Origin of the sequence: Mycobacterium shimoidei, from assembly GCF_900417275.1 — a bacterium.
In the GTDB taxonomy this organism is placed as follows: domain Bacteria; phylum Actinomycetota; class Actinomycetes; order Mycobacteriales; family Mycobacteriaceae; genus Mycobacterium; species Mycobacterium shimoidei.
The window spans coordinates 1,872,622-1,889,378 of sequence record NZ_UEGW01000001.1; the positions used below are offsets into that span (position 1 = coordinate 1,872,622).

The window sequence follows — 16,757 nt, forward strand, 5'->3', positions numbered from 1 at the left end:
GCCTCCATCGAAGGGATGGGCACATGGCTGTACCATCGGAGATTTCAGATACCTACGACACCTACGACGTCGTGGTGCTCGGCGCCGGACCGGTGGGCCAAAACGTTGCCGACCGCGCGCGGGCCGCAGGGCTCAGCGTTGCGGTGGTTGAGCGCGAACTCGTCGGCGGCGAATGTTCCTACTGGGCTTGTGTTCCCAGCAAGGCCCTGCTGCGCCCGGTCGTCGCGATTGCCGACGCCCGCCGCGTAGACGGCGCACGTCAGGCGATCACCGGCCCGATCAGCACTGCGGGCGTGTTCGGTCGTCGCGACCGCTACGTCACCAACTGGGACGACGCCGGCCAAGCCGACTGGGTGTCGGGCATCGGGGCCACCCTGGTGCGCGGTCACGCGCGGCTGGACGGACCCCGGCGAGTCGCCGTCAGCACGCCCGGCGCAACGGCGATGCTCTCCGCGCGGCATGCGGTGGTGGTCTGCACCGGAAGCCGCCCGGCGCTGCCCGACCTGCCGGGCATCACCGAGGCGCGGCCTTGGACGAACCGCCGGGCCACCGACAGCAGCTCGGTCCCGGGTCGGCTCGCGGTCGTCGGCGCCGGCGGTGTCGGTGTCGAAATGGCCACGGCATGGCAGGGTTTGGGGGCGTCGGTGACGCTGCTGTGCCGCGGATCCGGGTTGCTGCCGCGGATGGAACCTTTCGTCGGCCGACTCGTCGCCCGCGGGCTTGTTGAGCTGGGAGCGGATGTGCGCGTGAGTGTTTCCGTCACGAAACTTCGCCGTCCCGACGCCGAAGGACCGATCACCCTTGAACTGGACGACGGCAGTGAACTCGAAGTCGACGAGGTGCTGTTCGCAACCGGACGGGCGCCGCTCACCGACGACATCGGTTTGGAAACCGTAGGACTATCGCCGGGCAGCTGGTTAGAGGTCGACGACACCTGCCGGGTCCGCGCGATCGACGACGGGTGGCTCTACGCCTGCGGTGACGCCAATCATCGCGCGCTGCTCACCCATGAGGGGAAATACCAAGCCCGGATCGCCGGTGCGGCGATCGGGGCCCGCGCCGCCGGACGCGCACTGGACACCACAGCGTGGGGTGCTCATTCCGCGACCGCCGACCATTACGCGGTGCCGCAGATCTTCTTCACCGACCCAGAGGCCGCGGCGGTCGGCCTGTCGGCTCGGCAAGCCGAGCAGGCAGGGTATCGGGTGCGCGCGGTCGACGTCGAAATCGGTGATGTGGTCAAGGGATCGGAGCTTTACGCCGACGGTTACACCGGCCGGGCGCGGATGGTGATCGACCTCGACCGGGAATGTCTGCTCGGTGTGACGTTCGTCGGACCGGGAATCTCCGAGCTGCTGCACTCGGCGACGATTGCCGTCGCCGCTCAGGTGCCAATACAGCGGCTCTGGCACGCTGTGCCCTGCTTCCCGACCATCACGGAGGTGTGGCTGCGACTCCTCGAGGCGTACCGTGATTCCGCGTGAATGTCGTTAGCGCACGCCGGCTCATAGCCGGTCTGCTGCTCTTGGTGCCCTGCGGTACTGCGCCGGCCCATGCCGACGTGCCGCCGCTGAGCGAGCAGGCGCGAGCGGCAGGCTTCGTCGATGTCCGAAGCTTCGTACCCGACGCGATCATCGACTTGCGCTACGCGACGCCGCACAACTTCACCGGCGCACCGCTGTATCCGGCCGACGCGCGCTGCCTGGTGCACCAATCCATGGCACCAGGTTTGGCTGCGGCTGCCAATGCGCTTCGTGCGCAGGGCGAAGTGCTCGTCTTCTGGGACTGCTACCGGCCGCACGCCGTGCAAGTCAAGATGTTCCAGGTCGTCCCCGACCCGGCCTGGGTGGCCCGGCCGGGCGCGTACGCGCACAGCCATGAGGCGGGCCGTTCGGTCGACGTGACGACTGCGAGCCAGCGGTGTGCGGCCCAGTCACGCTGCCTGGTCGACATGGGAACCGACTTCGACGACTTCACCGCTCGCGCTCATGCGTTCGCCACCAACGGCGTCAGCGCGGACCAGCAGGCGAACCGCGCCCGTCTTCGCGATGCCATGAAGACCGGTGGGCTCGACGTGTACTCCGGCGAGTGGTGGCATTTCGACGGCGCTGGTTCCTACGTCGACCGCCCGATCCTGGACGTCCCCGTCAACTAGCTTCTCAGAATATGAGACAGTTATTTCATTATTTGGTACCGGGAGCGTAGCCTCGGCGCATGAACCGCGGACCTTGCGCCGTCTACACGCACGGCCATCACGAGTCGGTGCTGCGCTCTCATCGTCAGCGCACGGCCGAGAATTCCGCGGGCTACCTGTTAGCACACCTGCGCCCAGGAATGTCGCTGTTGGACATCGGCTGCGGACCGGGCACGATCACCGCGGATCTCGCCCAACGAATCGCTCCGGGTCATGTCACCGCGGTGGATATCACCGACGACGCCGTGGTTGCTGCCCGCGCGGAAGCCCACGCGCGCAACATATCCAACGTCACGATCCAGACCGCCGACGTACACGCGCTGGAATTTCCCGACGACACCTTCGATGTCGTGCACGTCCATCAGGTCCTACAGCACGTCGCCGATCCGGTTGCTGCTCTACGCGAAATGCGGCGAGTGTGCACACCCGGCGGGCTCGTCGCCGCCCGCGATTCCGACTACGCCGGCTTCATCTGGTACCCGCGGCTACCGATGCTGGATCGGTGGCTGGCGCTGTACAGTCGGGCCGCCCGCGCCAACGGCGGCGAGCCCGACGCCGGACGGCGCCTGCTGGACTGGGCGCAGCAAGCCGGGTTCGAAGACATCACGCCGAGCGGCGGAATCTGGTGCCTCGCAACGCCTCAGGACCGCGATTGGTGGGGTGGAATGTGGGCCGACCGGATCCTGCACTCGGCGCTGGCCCGTCAGTTGGTGGACTCCGCAATGGCAAGCGCCGCAGAACTCATGGAAATCTCCGTCGCGTGGCGCACCTGGGCCGCCGCGCCTAACGGCTGGCTGGCGATCCCGCACGGCGAGATTCTGTGCCGGGCATAGGAAAGCCGCCGCACAGTTCTTCGAAGGCATGGGCGACCCGCAGCACCGTAGCGTCGTCAAATCGCCTGCCCATGATCATCATTCCCACCGGCAGCCCGTCGACGATGCCGACGGGCACCGAAATCGCCGGGTGCCCGGTGACATTCATCGGCGCGGTGTTGAGCGCCTTTCCCATCGCTTGGGCAAGCAGCGTCGCATCATCGGCGTCGGGCGTGGGCAGCGTGGCCGCCGTGCTCGGCACCGTGGGCATCACCAGCACGTCGTACTGCTGAAGCGCCGTGTCGTAGGCGCCACGCGCGTGCGGTAACAGGTTGCGCACCTTGGCATATGACGCGCCGCCGAGCGTGGTCAGGCTGTAGTGGCCGCACAACGCGGGCACCTTTACCACGGCCGGAAGTTGATCGGCCGTGGCCCGGCGCCGTTGCGCAAAGTACGCCATCAGTTCCGGGTCGTAGAGCCCTTCCACACCTAGCCCATAGCCGTTGCCGTCGAGCATCTGATAGGTGGCGCCGTCGGTCATGATGACGGCGAAAAGATGAAATATCTTGCGATGCCACGGCACGCTGGTTTCGGCGACGGTGCAGCCGATCTCGGCGAAGCGCTGGGCTGATGCTCGCACCAGCTCGTCGACTTGTTGCGCTGCACCGGGCTGGCCGAAGCCTTCGGCCAGGATGCCCACCCGCAGACCCGCGACGTCGCCGGTGAGCGCGGCCGGATAGTCGACCGCGGGCAGCTGGTCCGGCTGACGCGGGTCCTGGCCGTCGGATCCGGCGAGCACCCCCAGCAAGAGCGCGGCATCGGCGACGCTGCGAGTGATCGGCCCGATGTGGTCGAGGGTCCGTTCGATCGGGAAGGCTCCGGTGTAGGGAACCAGCCCATAGGTGGGCTTGTGGCCGACGATCCCGCACAGTGCCGCGGGAATCCGCACCGATCCGCCCTGATCGCCGCCGAGGGCGAGCTCGACCTCGCCGGCGGCGACGAGCGCCGCACTGCCACTGGATGATCCGCCCGTTTCACGGGTGGGGTCCCACGGGTTGCGGACCGGGCCGGAGGCCGAGGTGAAGCTGGATCCCGAGTAGCACAGGTCTTCGCAGACGCTCTTGCCGGCGATCAGGGCCCCGGCGTCGAGGAGCCGTTGCACCACGGTCGCGTCGCGGCCGGGGATGAAACCTTCCACGGTGCGCGACCCGTTCATCATCGGGACGCCGGCGACGGCGATGTTGTCCTTGACCGCGACACGTCTGCCGGCCAGCGGCCCGCCGGCGCCCGCGCTGATCTCGGTGGTGACGTACCAGGCACCCAGGGGGTTGTCGTCGGGGAACGCATAGGCGCGCTCGGCGGGTTGTGGCCGGGCGATCTCGTCGTAGAGCTCGTCGACCGCGTCGTAGGCCACTAACGAGTGCCCGGCGATCGCGGTGAATCGCGCCAGCTGATCGGCGTCCAAACGCAAACCGAAATGCTCCGCCGCCGCCGCGATGTCCGACTGCGCTGGTCGCCGAATCGCCATGCCGCCCTCCTTATGGCCCGGTTTATGGCCCGCTTTCAGCGGTCCGCGGCCGTGCGAATCCACCGCGGCGGGCCTGCTCCAATCTTTGTTGTCTTGCCTGGTCAGGCATACGGTATTGGCATTCTCTTTTTTTGCAAGTACGTTATCAGTCGATGGATAACCTCACGCAGACCTCATCCGGCATCCCGCTCGCGCCGGTATACGGGCCGGGGCAGCGTGGTACCGAACCGCCCGAGCCGGGGACCTTCCCGTTCACCCGCGGCAACTTCGCGTCCGGGTACCGGGGCAAGCTGTGGACATTCCGGCAATACTCCGGGTTCGGCACCGCCGAGGAATCCAATCGCCGCTACCGCTACCTGCTGGACCAGGGCGGGACGGGCCTGTCGGTGGCGCTGGATCTGCCCACCCAGTGCGGCTTTGACTCCGACGACCCCGAGGTCGTCGAGGAGGTCGGCCGGGTCGGTGTCGCGATCGACACCCTGGCCGACGCCGAGATCCTGTTCGACGGCATCCCGCTGGACAAGATCAGCACCAGCATGACGATCAACGGCACGGCCGCGATCCTGCTGGCGTTCTACGTGGCCGCCGCCGAAAAGAAGGGTGTGCCCTGGGCCAAGCTGACCGGCACGATCCAAAACGACATCCTCAAGGAGTACGCGTCGCGCGGAACCTGGATCTGGCCTCCGGAGCCGTCGCTGCGGTTGATCGCCGACACCATCGAGTTCTGCGCCGCCGAAGTCCCGAAATTCAACGCAATATCGGTGGCGGGGGCGCACTTCCGCGACGCCGGCGCGAACGCGGTCCAGGAGATGGCGTTCACGCTGGCCGACGGCGTCACGTACTGCGACACCGTGGTGGAACGCGGCCGGATGAGCATCGACGAGTTTGCGCCGCAGATCTCGTTCTTCTTCTACACCCACGGGGATTTCTTCGAGGAGATCGCGAAATACCGTGCGGGGCGGCGCCGTTGGGCGACCATCGTGCGTGAGCGCTACGGTGCCAAGACCGACAAGGCTTCGATGTTCCGGTTCGGCTGTGTGTGCGGCGGGGCGTCGCTGTACGCGCCGCAAGCACACAACAATGTCGTGCGGGTGGCCTACGAGGCGATGGCCGCGGTGCTCGGCGGGGTCCAGTCGATGTTCACCGCAGCCTGGGATGAGCCGTTCGCGCTGCCCACCGAGGAGACCACCACGCTGGCGTTGCGCACCCAGCAGATCCTGGCTTACGAAACCGGGGTGGCCCGGGTGGCCGATCCGCTGGGTGGCTCGTACTTCGTCGAGGCGCTCACCGACGAGACCGAGGCCCGCATCATCGAGATCATGGACGATCTCGAGCAGCACGGCGGGATGGTGCGCGCCATCGAGGACGGCTATCTGCAGGGCCTGATCGCCGACGAGGCCTATCGGATCCACCAGGAGATCGAATCGGGTGAGCGCCCGGTCGTCGGGGTCAACCGGTTCGTCACCGAGGAGCCGGCACCTCAGATCGTCACCTACGAACTCGACCCGGAGGGGCGCGATCTGCAATTGAAGCGGTTGTCCAAAGTGCGTGCCGAAAGAGACTCGGGCGCTGCACAATCCGCCCTCAATGCGTTGGCGCGTTCCGCCGAAGGGACGGATAATCTGATGCACAAGCTGATCGACTGCGCCAATGCTTACTGCACGATCGGCGAGATGGTTTCCGCACTCAAATCGGTGTGGGGCGAATTCGAGCAGCCGGTGGTGTTCTAGATGGCCGTGCGCATTCTGATCGCAAAACCCGGCCTCGACGGGCATGACCGCGGCGCCAAGATCGTCGCCCGTACTCTGCGCGACGCGGGCTTTGAGGTGATCTACACCGGTATCCGGCAGCGCATCGAAGACATCGCGTCGGTTGCCGTGCAAGAAGACGTCGCACTCGTCGGGCTGAGCATTCTGTCCGGTGCCCACCTTGCACTGACGACCCGCACCGTCGAAGCGTTGCGCGCGGCCGATGCCGGCGACATCGCCGTCGTCGTCGGCGGGACGATCCCCGAGGCCGACGTGCCCAAACTGCTGGAAGCCGGGGCCGCGGCGGTGTTTCCGACCGGAACGTCGCTGGAGGTCCTGGTACGAGACATTCGGCGACTGACCGGGGAGGAAGCATGCGTCTCGGAGTGATGATCGGCGCCGAGCGCGGCGACTCCGCCCGCAAGGTCACCAAACTGCTGGCCGACATCGAGTGGGCCGAAGCTGCCGGCATGGACACCGCGTGGATTCCGCAGGTGCCCAACGATTTCGACGCGCTGACGGCCGTCGCGCTGATGGCCACCCGAACCAACCGCATCGAGCTGGGGACGGCCGTGGTGCCGCTGCAGGGCCAACACCCGATCGCGTTGGCGCGCCAGGCGCTGTCCGTGCACGCCGCCGCCAAGGGCCGGTTGGCTCTGGGCATCGGGCCATCGCATCACTGGATCATCCGCGACATGCTCGGGCTGTCCTACGAGCGGCCCGCGGCCTACACCCGCGACTACCTCGAAGTGCTCAACGCTGCCTTCAGCGGTCCCGGCCCGGTCGACGTCGAGAACGAAACGTTCGCGGTGCACAATCCGCTCGACCTCGCCGCGGTGGCTCCGCTGCCGGTACTCCTCGCGGCGCTCGGCCCGGTGATGCTGACACTGGCCGGCGAGCGAGCCGCCGGCACGGTGCTATGGATGGCCGACGAACGCGCGGTCGCCGAGCATGTCGTGCCGCGCATAACCAAGGCTGCCGACAACGCCGGACGGCCCGCACCGCGAATTGTCGCGGGGATCCCGGTGTGTCTTTGTGCGCCAAGCGAAGTCGATGTCGCTCGGGAACGCGCCAACCGGATCCTCGGTGAGGCCGAGGTGTCGCCGAACTATCAGCGGCTTCTCGATTACGGCGACGCGAACGACGTGGGCGACCTCTGCGCGGCCGGCGACGAGGAGGCCATCCTGGCTCGGTTCCGTCGCTTCGCCGACGCCGGCGTGACCGACCTGTCGGTGCGGCTGCTACCGATCGGCGACAACCGCGACGAGCTGATCGCCTCCAAGCGGCGCACTCGGGAAGTCATTGCGGCGCTCGGCGCCGAAGTGCGATGACGGCGCCGCTGGCCGGGATCCGGATTCTGGAGGTCGGCACCATGCTGGCCGGCCCGTACGCCACGATGCTGCTCGCCGATCTCGGTGCCGACGTCATCAAGATCGAGCCGCCCGAAGGGGAGATCTCCCGGCAGGTCAGCGACAGTTACTTCGCCAGCCTCAACCGCAACAAACGCAGTATCCGGCTGGACCTCAATTCGCAAGCCGGCCAAGACAAATTGGGCGAACTGGCCGCGCAGTCGCATGCGCTGCTGGTCAACCTGAAACCGTCGGCGATCCGTCGGCTCGGCCTGACGTATGAGGCGCTGCGCCGGTTCAACGAACGGATCGTCTGTGTCGCCATCACCGGCTTCGGGCTGGACGGGGGAGACGACCCGGCGTTCGACTACGTCGTCCAGGCGGCCACCGGTGTCGCCGCGCTGACCGGCCATCCGGACGGGCCGCCGACGCTGCCCGGCTACTCGTCGGCGGACAACTCCACCGGCCTGGCCGCAGCGCTCGGCCTGCTGGCCCAGGTCACCTCCGGCCGCGGTGGGCAGGTCGACGTATGCCTGCGTGACGTGATGTTGTCCCAGCTGAACTACCACGCTTCGGCGTACCTCAACGACGGCGTCGAGCCACAGCGCCGACCGTTCGGTGCACACTCGTATTACGTTCCGGCGCAGATGTTCCCGACGTCAGACGGCTACCTGGCGTTGTTCATCACCCATGACGGCTTTTGGAAGTCCTTTGCCGCCGAGGCCAATATCGACGGCTTCGAGACCATGGCTGAGCGGGTGGCGCGGCGCGACGAGGTGCTCGCCGTCGTTGCCGGGGCGTTGGCATCCGACACCGCCGCCAACTGGGAATCCCGGCTGCGTCCGCTCGGGGTGCCGGTAGCCGCGGTCCGGACACTGCCCGAGGCGTTGAAAGCCACACCGGAGATCATCGTCAGCGCAGGCGATTTCCGCTTGGTCGCCAACCCGATCCGCATAGCCGGCTATCAGCCGGAATATCGGCCGCCGCCCAAGTTGGGTGAGGCATGAAACGATGATGGCATGGACCGCAGCGGGGACGGTGGGCTGACCGCATCGGGTCGGTTCTGTCGGGCTTGCGGCGCGTGGTCCAGCCCGACGGCCAAGTTCTGCGGGGAATGCGGTCGGCTGCTCGCGGACATTACCCCTTCCGCTGAGTACAAGCAGGCGACGGTGCTGTTCGCCGATGTTGTTCATTCGGTGGAGATCGCGGCGGCGGTGGGCGAGGAACGGCTGCGCGAGATCATGGCGCAATTGGTCGACAAAGCCACTGCTGTGGTGCGCCGCTTCGGAGGGACGGTGGACAAGTTCACCGGCGACGGCGTCAAGGCGGTGTTCGGCGCACCGATGGCTTTGGAGGACCATGCCGTGCGCGCGTGCCTGGCGGCGCTTGGCATCCAAGCAGAAATCGCCCGGCTGGCCGCTGAGGTCAGCGATAGCGACGGCGTCGCGTTGGCCCTGCGGATAGGGCTGCACTCTGGTCAGGTCATCGCCGGGGAAATTGGGTCACGGCCGTTGGGATACACCACCATTGGCGAGCCGCTGGGCATGGCTCGGCACATGGAGTCGGTCGCTCCCCCGGGTGGGGTAATGCTCAGCAGCTCGACAGCGCGCTTGGTCGATGGGATAGCAGCCGTCGGCGAACCTGAGCTGATTCATCTCAAGGGCGTCGATCTGCCGGTGCCCGCCCGTCGGCTGTTGGGCATGGCTGAAGGACATCGCGCTGCCTGGCGTGCGCAATCAAGTCTGGTCGGTCGGCGCCCGGAGATATCCATGCTTGAAGGCATATTGGACCGAGCCGTCGACGGCCACGGCGCCGTAGTGCGCGTGGTCGGGCCGCCTGGCATCGGCAAAAGCCGTCTGGTGCGTGAGCTGGCGGCGCTGGCGGTCCGACGGGACGCGGAGGTGTTCACCGCCATTTGCGAGTCCCACGCGAGCCAAATCCCCTTTCACGTGATTGCGCGGCTGCTACGCGCGGCCACCGGCGTTGATGGTCTTGACGAACGGGTGGCGCGTGATCGAGTGCGCGTCCGGGTCACCGCAGACCCCGAGGACTTGGCGTTGTTCGATGAACTGCTGGGCATTGCCGACCCAAATGCTGCTATACCGGTCATCGATCCGGATGCGCGTCGACGGCGGCTGACGGCATTGGTCAATGCGGCCGCGCTGGCCCGCAAAAGCCCGGCTGTCTATGTCATTGAAGACGCTCATTGGATTGACAAGGTCAGCGAGTCGATGCTGGTCGAGTTGCTGACCGTGATTCCGCAGATGCCGTCGCTGGTGCTGTTCACCTATCGGCCCGAGTATGACGGTCCCCTGATGCGGGTCCATGGTGCTCAGACCATCGCCCTTGCGCCGCTGAGCGATTCAGAGGCCGCGGCTTTGGTCAAAGAGCTGCTCGGGCCAGACGCCTCCGTTGTGGGGCTGGGCCGGACGATTGCCGATCGGGCCGCCGGAAACCCGTTTTTCGTCGAGGAGATCGTGCGCGACTTGGCCGACCGTAATCTGCTGCGTGGCACGCCGGGCGCCTACGTGTCAGCGACGGATGGTGCACAGGTGAGTGTGCCTGCCACTCTGGTGGCAACCATCGCCGCACGTATTGATCGCCTCGACCCGGATGCGAAACGCACATTGAGCGCGGCGGCGGTCGTCGGCTCGCGGTTCGGCCTAGATCTGCTGACCGCGCTGGGCGTCGAGCCAGTCGTTGACGACTTGATCGTGGCCGGGTTCATCCACCAGATCAGCTTCGTCTGCCAGCCCGAGTACGCATTCGACCATCCGCTGATCCGCGCGGTGGCCTATGAATCGCAACTCAAATCTGATCGTGCCGAGTTGCACCGGCGGCTCGCGGCCGCCATCGAAGCTCGCGAGCCGGAATCGATCGACGAAAACGCCGCGTTGATCGCCGATCATCTGGAGGCTGCCGGTGACCTGCACGCAGCGTTCGGATGGCACATGCGAGCCGGGAACTGGTCGACGCACCGCGACATTACCGGGGCGCGGATGAGTTGGGAGCGAGCGCGCCAGGTGGCTGACCGGTTGCCCGCCGACGACGTTCATCGCACGGCCATGCGCATCGCCCCGCGAACCCTGTTGTGCGCAACAATCTGGCGGGTCAGTGCAAGCCCGGACGACATCCGCTTCGACGAATTACGCGAATTAGCGACTGCTGCAGGTGATCAGAGATCATTAGTTATCGGCATGACGGGGCTTGTGACACTGATGCAGTTCTACGGCAAGTACACCGAAGCCTCACGGTTGGCGTCGCACCATGTGGAACTGCTCGATTCGATCGGTGATCCCGAGCTGACTGTGGGCGTGTTGATGACGCCGATGATCGTCAAATGGTCCGTGGGCGAGGTCTCCGTGGCCATGGAACTGAGCCAGCGCGCGATCGACACATCTCAAGGTGATCCCACCATGGGCAACATGATCGTGGGGTCGCCGTTGGCGTTCGCACTGGTGATGCGCGCATCGGCGCGGTGTGCCCTCGGCATTGCCGGTTGGCGCCAGGACTTCGACGACGCCGTCGCGCTCGCCCGTAGAACCGACAAGTTCACGTTCTGCACGGTCGTCATGTTCAAATACATTGCGACGCTGAGCTGGGCGCTGCTACCCGACGACGACGCGCTGCGAGACACCGCAGAGGCGGTGGAAATCGCCCAGCAGTTCGGCGACGACTTCACACTCACCAACGCGGAATTCACCCGGGGGCTCGTCTTGGTGCGTCGCGAGGACGCTGACCGGAAGTTGGGTTTTGAACTGCTGGACAGGGCTCGTCGAGTGGCGCTCGAGCATCGCAACATCATCGTCGCGGCGTGGTGTGCCGACATCGATTTCGCAGCAGAGAAAAACCGAACCGGTGACTACGACGGTGCCATCGCATTGTGTCGTGCCGTGCTGGCGAGCGAGATCCGTAGTGGCGAGATGACAAATCGTGGTTGGTGCACCACCGTTCTTGTCGAGGCGCTGCTCAACCGTGGTCGCGCCGGGGACCTTGACGAGGCGCAGGATGCCATCGACAGCCTAGCGGCAACCCCGACGGAGCCCGGGTTCTTGTACCACGAGCTGCCCCTGCTGCGGTTGAACGCAATGCTTGCCGAAGCCCGCGGCGACGAGGATCGCTATCGGGAATTCCGTGACCGGTACCGCGCCCGCGCTCAATCCACGGGCTTTGAGGGTCATATCGCGTTGGCGCACGCGATGGTCTGACAGGGTGGATCGTCACGCCGGGTTGGCGTAGACCCGGGCAGGTGGGATGAGGACGGCGGTTCGGCGCTGCTCACGCATGACCCGGTCATAGGTATCCCAGTCGTCGTGGGTTCCGCCTGCGGCCGTGAAGATTTCGCGCAGCAACCCTCGGAGCCGTTCGGCGTCGACCTCGGGATGCGGATCGTCCGGACCGATCAAATCTGCCGAACCCTCCACGGCGGCCCACTGCCAACCGGCCTTCGCGACGATCGTTGCTCGCGGATCCGCGCGCAGGTGGGCCAGTTTGCGGGAACCCCCGATCGCCACGAGCCCGACGACCGGGACACCAGTCAGTGGATGCTGCAACACACCGGCATTGACCACCGACGATTGGATACTGCCGTCGCGGCGCACGGTGCTGAACACACACAGCCCCTGATCGGCTGACAGGTGGTTGGCGAAATCCGAAAGCTCGGTCATGAGATTGGAACGCTACTCGTAATGCACTGTCACCGACGGCGTATCGGGCACACCCTGGCAGGTGAGGATATAGCCGTCGGCGACCTCGTCGTCGTCGAGCGCGTCATTGTTCCGCATGGTCACGCTGCCCTCGGTGATCCTGGCCATGCAGGTTCCGCAGTTGCCGGCCTCGCAGCTGAACGGCGGCGCCAGGCCCGCCCGCCGGGCGCTGTCCAGCAGCGTCTCACCGGCGATTTGCGGCACCGATACCTTCTTGCGTTCGAGATAAATAGTCACCGTGCCGGCCGCCTCGGCGCCGTCGACCGCGGGAGTGGGTTTCACCGGCGGCGCGGCATCGAAATCCTCGACGAATACCCGCCCGGGACCGGGCAGCGCGGATCGCACCACCGCCATAAAGCCCTCCGGGCCGCACAGATAGCAGTCGGCGTCGGCATCGGAACCGACGAACTCACGGACGGCGTCGGCCACGATCAGTCCCTGCTCGGCGTCAAGATGGCGCACGATCGACAGCCGGCCGGGATGCTGTTCGACCAGCTCATCGAGCACCGCGTCAAAGATCACCGACGCCCGGTCGCGATCGGCGCACAGCAGCCGCACGCGGCGATCCGTCGTCGCCAACGCACTCTTGGTCAGCGACAGGATCGGGGTGATTCCGCTGCCGCCGGCGAAGGCGAGCAGCGGCAGCGGCGTTGGGCTCAGGCAGAAAGTGCCGGCGGCGCGGGTCATGGTCAGCTCGTCGCCTTCGACGACGTTGTCGACCAGCCAGTTGGACACCTTGCCGCCCGGTACGCGCTTGACGGTGGTCATCAGCTCGTCGTCGGTTTCCGGCGCGCTCGACATCGAATACGACCGGTAGAGCGCCTCGCCGTCCACGATCACCTTAAACGTGCAGAATTGGCCGGCGCGGTAGTGAAACGGCTGGTCGTGGGGGGCGAGCACGAACGTGCGCGCGTCGGCGGTCTCCTTGATGATCCGGGTCACCGTCGCCTGCTGAAACGCGTGCAGCTCGGCCAAGCGGCCCACCCCTTCGCATACCTGTCAGTACTTGCGTTCTTCAGTATAGAGAATACTATTCTCACAAAGCGATAGGATCTTCTCAAATGGTTGTCAGTGAACCCGCGGCGCTCGCATTCGAGGACCGGCACTACAGCCTGCCGCAGCTCGACGCGCTGGCCGACGGGCTGGCATCGGCGTTGATGCAGCGCGGTGTCCGGCCCGGCGAACGGGTGGCGCTGATGGCGTCCAATCGGCCGGAGTTCGTCACTGCTCTCTACGCCATCTGGCGGTTGGCCGCAACGGTGGTGCTCATCAGCCCCGCGTACAAGCGTGGCGAGGTCGAGCACGCGCTGGCGCTGACCGAACCGGCGCATGCCGTCGGTGACCACCCCGTGCTGGCCGAATTGATGCCGATGCTGCACCTCGACGAGCCGATCACACCCGGCGAGTCGACGGGCACGGCGCCGCCCCCGCACGCCGACGCCGCGCTGGTGTTCAGCTCGGGTACCACCGGGCTGCCCAAGGCCGTGCGGCACACTCATGCGTCGCTCGCCGCGGCGGTCGGGCACTGGCGTGACGCGCTGCAGCTGACGTTTCGTGATCGGATCCAAATCGCCACTCCGCCTTCGCATATCCTCGGCCTACTCAACATCCTCACCGCGATGCAGAACGGTGCGTGGATGCGGCTGCATCGTCGATTCGACGTCGACGCGATGTTGCGGCACATCGAAACCGACCGCATCACCGTCGAGATGGCGGTGGCGCCCATCGCGTTGGCGATCGCGTCGCACCCGCAGCTGGAGTCTTATGACCTCTCGTCGCTGCGCTACATCGTGTGGGGCGCGACACCGGTCAGCTACAGCGTCGCCGAAACCGTAACCCGGCGAACCGGAATCGGGTGGTTGCCCGCGTACGGCACCACCGAGCTGCCCGTCATCGCGTGCAATCCGCTCGATAAAGCCCGGCTCGACTCGGTCGGACGCCCGGTGCCCGGTGTCGAGGTGCGAGTGGTGTCGCTGCAGACGGGAGAGCCGGTCGGCACCGGCGAGATCGGTGAGATTCAAGCCCGAGCCGAATCGATGATGGCCGGGTACCTTCCGTGCACATCGACGCAAGAAGCCCTGTGCGACGGGTGGTATCGCACCGGCGACGTCGGCTACCTGGACACCGGTGGCTGGCTGCGGATCACCGACCGCTCCAAGGAGATGATCAAGGTGCGGGGTTTTCAGGTCGCGCCCGCCGAGATCGAGGCCGTGCTGCACGGTCATCCGGCGGTCAAAGACTGCGCGGTGTTCGGGGTCCCCGACGGCCTCAACGGGGAAGCGGTGGTGGCCGCGGTCGCCACGCACGATCGCATCGACGCCGCCGAACTGATTGCTCGAGTGCAAGAGCGGCTGGCCTCCTACAAACAGTTGAGCCGCGTGGTGTTCGTTTCCGATATTCCTCGGCTGCCTTCGGGCAAGGTGCTACGCCGAGTGCTGAAGGAGCGGTATGGATGTACGTCTGACAACTGAACAACAACAACTGCGCGACGCCGCCGCCAAGCTCGCCGACGACCTCGGCCCCGGCTCAGTTCAGGCACTCGCCGACGGCGAACGAATCACACGACTGGACAAGCAGATCCAGGCAACCGGCTGGCGGGCGCTGCGCTCCGACGGTGCATCCGGGGTCGAAGTCGCGATCGTGGCAGAGGAATTCGGGCGTGGCCTGGTGGACACGCCGTTTTTGGGGCCGGTGCTGGCCGACGAACTGGCCCGTCACGCCGGCGCCGATGGGCAAGAAGCAACCGTCGCGTTCGGCGACCGCGCGATCGACGCGCGGGGATGTCGGCGGGCGCTGATACTGGACGAAACTACGGTGTGCGCCGCCGATCTAGCCGGCGACCGGGCCGGTGCCGACCTGACCAGAGCCGACTCCCAACTAGCCGCAGCGGTCCCGGTCGGCGAAGTATCGGCCGACGTCGCCGGACGCTGGCTGGCGCTTGCGTTGGCGACCACATCGGCGGACCTGGTCGGCGCGGCGCGGGGCGCACAGGTATTGGCGGTGGACTACGCGAAAATCCGTGAGCAGTACGGCAATCCGATCGGTTCGTATCAAGCCATTGCGCACCTGCTGGCCGAAAGCCAGGCGTTGATCGAAGGCTCGATCAGCGTACTGCGGCACGCTGCGTGGGCGGTCGACGAACTCGACCCGGCCGACGCGATACGGGCGGGCCGGGTGGCCAAGATCTACTGCGCACGCGCGGCGCGAACCGTGTGTGAGACCGCCGTGCAGGTGCATGGCGGCATCGGGAACACCTGGGATTGCCTGGCGCATGTCTACTTGCGGCGGGCGCTGGTGTCCACCGAACTATGGCCCGTCAAGCTGGAGGAGATCGACATTGGACTTTCGTGACTCACCGGAGGAAGCAGCGTTCCGCGATCGGCTGCGGGCGTGGTTATCGGTGCACGCCAGCGAATTTCCGAGCTCCGGCGACGAGTACTGGACCCGGCAGGGCGAATGGCATCGGGCGTTGTACGAAGCCGGTTTCTTTGGGCTGTCCTGGCCGCGGGAGTACGGCGGACAGGAGCTCCCGCCGGTGTACGACGTCATCGTCGATGAGGAGCTGGCTCGCGCCGGTGCTCCACCGCGGCCCAGCCTGGGCTATCTCGTGGTCGGTCTGGGAAGGCATGGGAGCAAGGAACTTCAGCGGCGGTTTCTGCCGGGCATGATCAACGGCACCGAGCGCTGGTGCCAGGGCTTTTCCGAGCCGGGCGCGGGCTCGGACCTGGCGTCGCTGACCACCACCGCCACCCGTGACGGCGACAACTACGTCGTGCACGGGCACAAGATCTGGACCAGTTATTCCGACGTCGCCGACTGGTGCCTGCTGCTGGCCCGTACCGATCCCGACGCCAAACGCCACCGGGGCCTGTCTGCGTTCATCATCTCGATGAAACAGCCCGGTGTGCAACAACGTCCGCTGCGGATGATGAACGGGGTCACCACCGAATTCGGTCAGGTGTTCCTCGACGGGGCGACGGTGCCGGCCGACCAGATGGTCGGCGCGCCCGGCGACGGCTGGGCGATCGCCATGACGGTGGTCGGGCACGAACGCGAACCCTCCACGCTGGGCTATGCGGCCCGTTACGGCAAGCTGGTGCGCCAGCTGGCCGCCCGCAGCGATGGTCCCGTGAGCGACGAACTTAGGTGGGCGGCAGTGCAAACCGAGATGCTGACGCATCATGTGCGGCGCCGGCTGTCCGAACAGCTCGACGGGGTGTTGCACGGCCCGGACGGATCGCTGGACAAGCTGCTGATGACCTGGGTTGAACAGACGGTCGGCCACGCGGCGCTCGCCGTCGGCGGCACCGAGAACCCCGACCTGCTGAGCGCCTACCTGTACAGCCGGGCGCAAAGCGTCATGGGCGGAACATCGCAGATCCAGAAGAACATCATCGCCGCACGAATCTTGGGATTGTAG

Annotated in this window: 14 protein-coding genes; 11 read left to right on the forward strand and 3 right to left on the reverse strand. The window is 66.4% G+C overall.

The features are described from left to right. Positions 1 to 23 precede the first annotated feature (23 nt). The 3 genes from MSP7336_RS09230 to MSP7336_RS09240 are packed head-to-tail and all read left to right on the forward strand — an operon-like array spanning position 24 to position 3,027. Positions 24 to 1,484: a dihydrolipoyl dehydrogenase family protein gene (locus tag MSP7336_RS09230; protein WP_113963582.1), complete on the forward strand. Its 1,461-nt coding sequence runs from the start codon at positions 24 to 26 to the stop codon at positions 1,482 to 1,484. Between the two features lie 23 nt (positions 1,485 to 1,507). Then, positions 1,508 to 2,155 (forward strand): M15 family metallopeptidase, encoded by a 648-nt coding sequence (locus MSP7336_RS09235; RefSeq protein ID WP_244917535.1) that lies wholly within the window; start codon positions 1,508 to 1,510, stop codon positions 2,153 to 2,155. A gap of 59 nt (positions 2,156 to 2,214) precedes the next feature. Continuing rightward, the gene (locus MSP7336_RS09240; protein WP_113963584.1) at positions 2,215 to 3,027 is read left to right on the forward strand and encodes a methyltransferase domain-containing protein; all 813 of its coding nucleotides are present in this window, start codon (positions 2,215 to 2,217) and stop codon (positions 3,025 to 3,027) included. On the opposite strand, the gene MSP7336_RS09245 is transcribed toward MSP7336_RS09240, so the two are convergent. Next, positions 2,978 to 4,534 (reverse strand): amidase, encoded by a 1,557-nt coding sequence (locus tag MSP7336_RS09245; protein WP_113964843.1) that lies wholly within the window; start codon positions 4,532 to 4,534, stop codon positions 2,978 to 2,980. The two genes, MSP7336_RS09240 and MSP7336_RS09245, sit on opposite strands and share 50 nt — an antisense overlap. 152 nt (positions 4,535 to 4,686) lie before the next feature. Between MSP7336_RS09245 and MSP7336_RS09250 the strand changes: the two genes are divergently transcribed. From MSP7336_RS09250 to MSP7336_RS09270, 5 genes are read left to right on the forward strand one after another with little or no spacing between them, the layout of a single operon-like run. Then, complete coding sequence (locus tag MSP7336_RS09250) at positions 4,687 to 6,264, forward strand: methylmalonyl-CoA mutase family protein (RefSeq protein WP_113963585.1); 1,578 nt, start codon at positions 4,687 to 4,689, stop codon at positions 6,262 to 6,264. Beyond that, the gene (locus tag MSP7336_RS09255) at positions 6,265 to 6,672 is read left to right on the forward strand and encodes a cobalamin B12-binding domain-containing protein (protein ID WP_069395838.1); all 408 of its coding nucleotides are present in this window, start codon (positions 6,265 to 6,267) and stop codon (positions 6,670 to 6,672) included. It begins immediately after the preceding gene. After that, positions 6,657 to 7,613, forward strand: a complete 957-nt coding sequence (locus MSP7336_RS09260) for an LLM class F420-dependent oxidoreductase (protein WP_069395839.1) — start codon at positions 6,657 to 6,659, stop codon at positions 7,611 to 7,613. Before MSP7336_RS09255 ends, MSP7336_RS09260 begins: the two co-directional genes overlap by 16 nt. Beyond that, the gene (locus MSP7336_RS09265) at positions 7,610 to 8,638 is read left to right on the forward strand and encodes a CaiB/BaiF CoA transferase family protein (RefSeq protein ID WP_069395840.1); all 1,029 of its coding nucleotides are present in this window, start codon (positions 7,610 to 7,612) and stop codon (positions 8,636 to 8,638) included. Before MSP7336_RS09260 ends, MSP7336_RS09265 begins: the two co-directional genes overlap by 4 nt. Positions 8,639 to 8,650: 12 nt before the next feature. Beyond that, positions 8,651 to 11,839 carry an ATP-binding protein gene (locus tag MSP7336_RS09270; protein ID WP_084226423.1) on the forward strand — a complete coding sequence of 1,063 codons (3,189 nt, stop codon included), beginning with the start codon at positions 8,651 to 8,653 and terminating at the stop codon, positions 11,837 to 11,839. Positions 11,840 to 11,851: 12 nt separating this feature from the next. Here MSP7336_RS09270 and MSP7336_RS09275 read toward each other — a convergent pair whose 3' ends face one another. Together MSP7336_RS09275 and MSP7336_RS09280 are read right to left on the reverse strand one after the other, a co-directional pair. Continuing rightward, positions 11,852 to 12,298, reverse strand: coding sequence for a TIGR03618 family F420-dependent PPOX class oxidoreductase (locus tag MSP7336_RS09275; protein ID WP_069395841.1), 447 nt, complete (start codon positions 12,296 to 12,298; stop codon positions 11,852 to 11,854). A 12-nt stretch (positions 12,299 to 12,310) separates the two neighbouring features. Beyond that, entirely contained in the window at positions 12,311 to 13,312 is a 1,002-nt protein-coding gene (locus tag MSP7336_RS09280) for a ferredoxin--NADP reductase (protein WP_069395914.1), read from the reverse strand. A gap of 86 nt (positions 13,313 to 13,398) precedes the next feature. On the opposite strand from MSP7336_RS09280, the gene MSP7336_RS09285 reads away from it, so the two are divergent. The 3 genes from MSP7336_RS09285 to MSP7336_RS09295 are packed head-to-tail and all read left to right on the forward strand — an operon-like array spanning position 13,399 to position 16,757. Next, on the forward strand, positions 13,399 to 14,808 hold the full coding sequence (locus MSP7336_RS09285; RefSeq protein ID WP_069395842.1) for a class I adenylate-forming enzyme family protein: 1,410 nt from the start codon (positions 13,399 to 13,401) through the stop codon (positions 14,806 to 14,808). Beyond that, entirely contained in the window at positions 14,786 to 15,688 is a 903-nt protein-coding gene (locus MSP7336_RS09290; protein WP_069395915.1) for an acyl-CoA dehydrogenase family protein, read from the forward strand. Before MSP7336_RS09285 ends, MSP7336_RS09290 begins: the two co-directional genes overlap by 23 nt. Then, entirely contained in the window at positions 15,675 to 16,757 is a 1,083-nt protein-coding gene (locus tag MSP7336_RS09295) for an acyl-CoA dehydrogenase family protein (RefSeq protein ID WP_113963586.1), read from the forward strand. The genes MSP7336_RS09290 and MSP7336_RS09295 overlap by 14 nt, the downstream gene beginning before the upstream one ends.

What these genes read in the sequence shown, in the direction of transcription:
- MSP7336_RS09230 (WP_113963582.1), top strand. Translation starts at nt 24, where the DNA reads ATGGCTGTACCATCGGAGATTTCAGATACCTACGACACCTACGACGTC.
- MSP7336_RS09240 (WP_113963584.1), top strand. Translation starts at nt 2,215, where the DNA reads ATGAACCGCGGACCTTGCGCCGTCTACACGCACGGCCATCACGAGTCG.
- MSP7336_RS09245 (WP_113964843.1), bottom strand. Translation starts at nt 4,534, where the DNA reads ATGGCGATTCGGCGACCAGCGCAGTCGGACATCGCGGCGGCGGCGGAG.
- MSP7336_RS09250 (WP_113963585.1), top strand. Translation starts at nt 4,687, where the DNA reads ATGGATAACCTCACGCAGACCTCATCCGGCATCCCGCTCGCGCCGGTA.
- MSP7336_RS09255 (WP_069395838.1), top strand. Translation starts at nt 6,265, where the DNA reads ATGGCCGTGCGCATTCTGATCGCAAAACCCGGCCTCGACGGGCATGAC.
- MSP7336_RS09260 (WP_069395839.1), top strand. Translation starts at nt 6,657, where the DNA reads ATGCGTCTCGGAGTGATGATCGGCGCCGAGCGCGGCGACTCCGCCCGC.
- MSP7336_RS09265 (WP_069395840.1), top strand. Translation starts at nt 7,610, where the DNA reads ATGACGGCGCCGCTGGCCGGGATCCGGATTCTGGAGGTCGGCACCATG.
- MSP7336_RS09270 (WP_084226423.1), top strand. Translation starts at nt 8,651, where the DNA reads ATGGACCGCAGCGGGGACGGTGGGCTGACCGCATCGGGTCGGTTCTGT.
- MSP7336_RS09275 (WP_069395841.1), bottom strand. Translation starts at nt 12,298, where the DNA reads ATGACCGAGCTTTCGGATTTCGCCAACCACCTGTCAGCCGATCAGGGG.
- MSP7336_RS09285 (WP_069395842.1), top strand. Translation starts at nt 13,399, where the DNA reads ATGGTTGTCAGTGAACCCGCGGCGCTCGCATTCGAGGACCGGCACTAC.
- MSP7336_RS09290 (WP_069395915.1), top strand. Translation starts at nt 14,786, where the DNA reads ATGGATGTACGTCTGACAACTGAACAACAACAACTGCGCGACGCCGCC.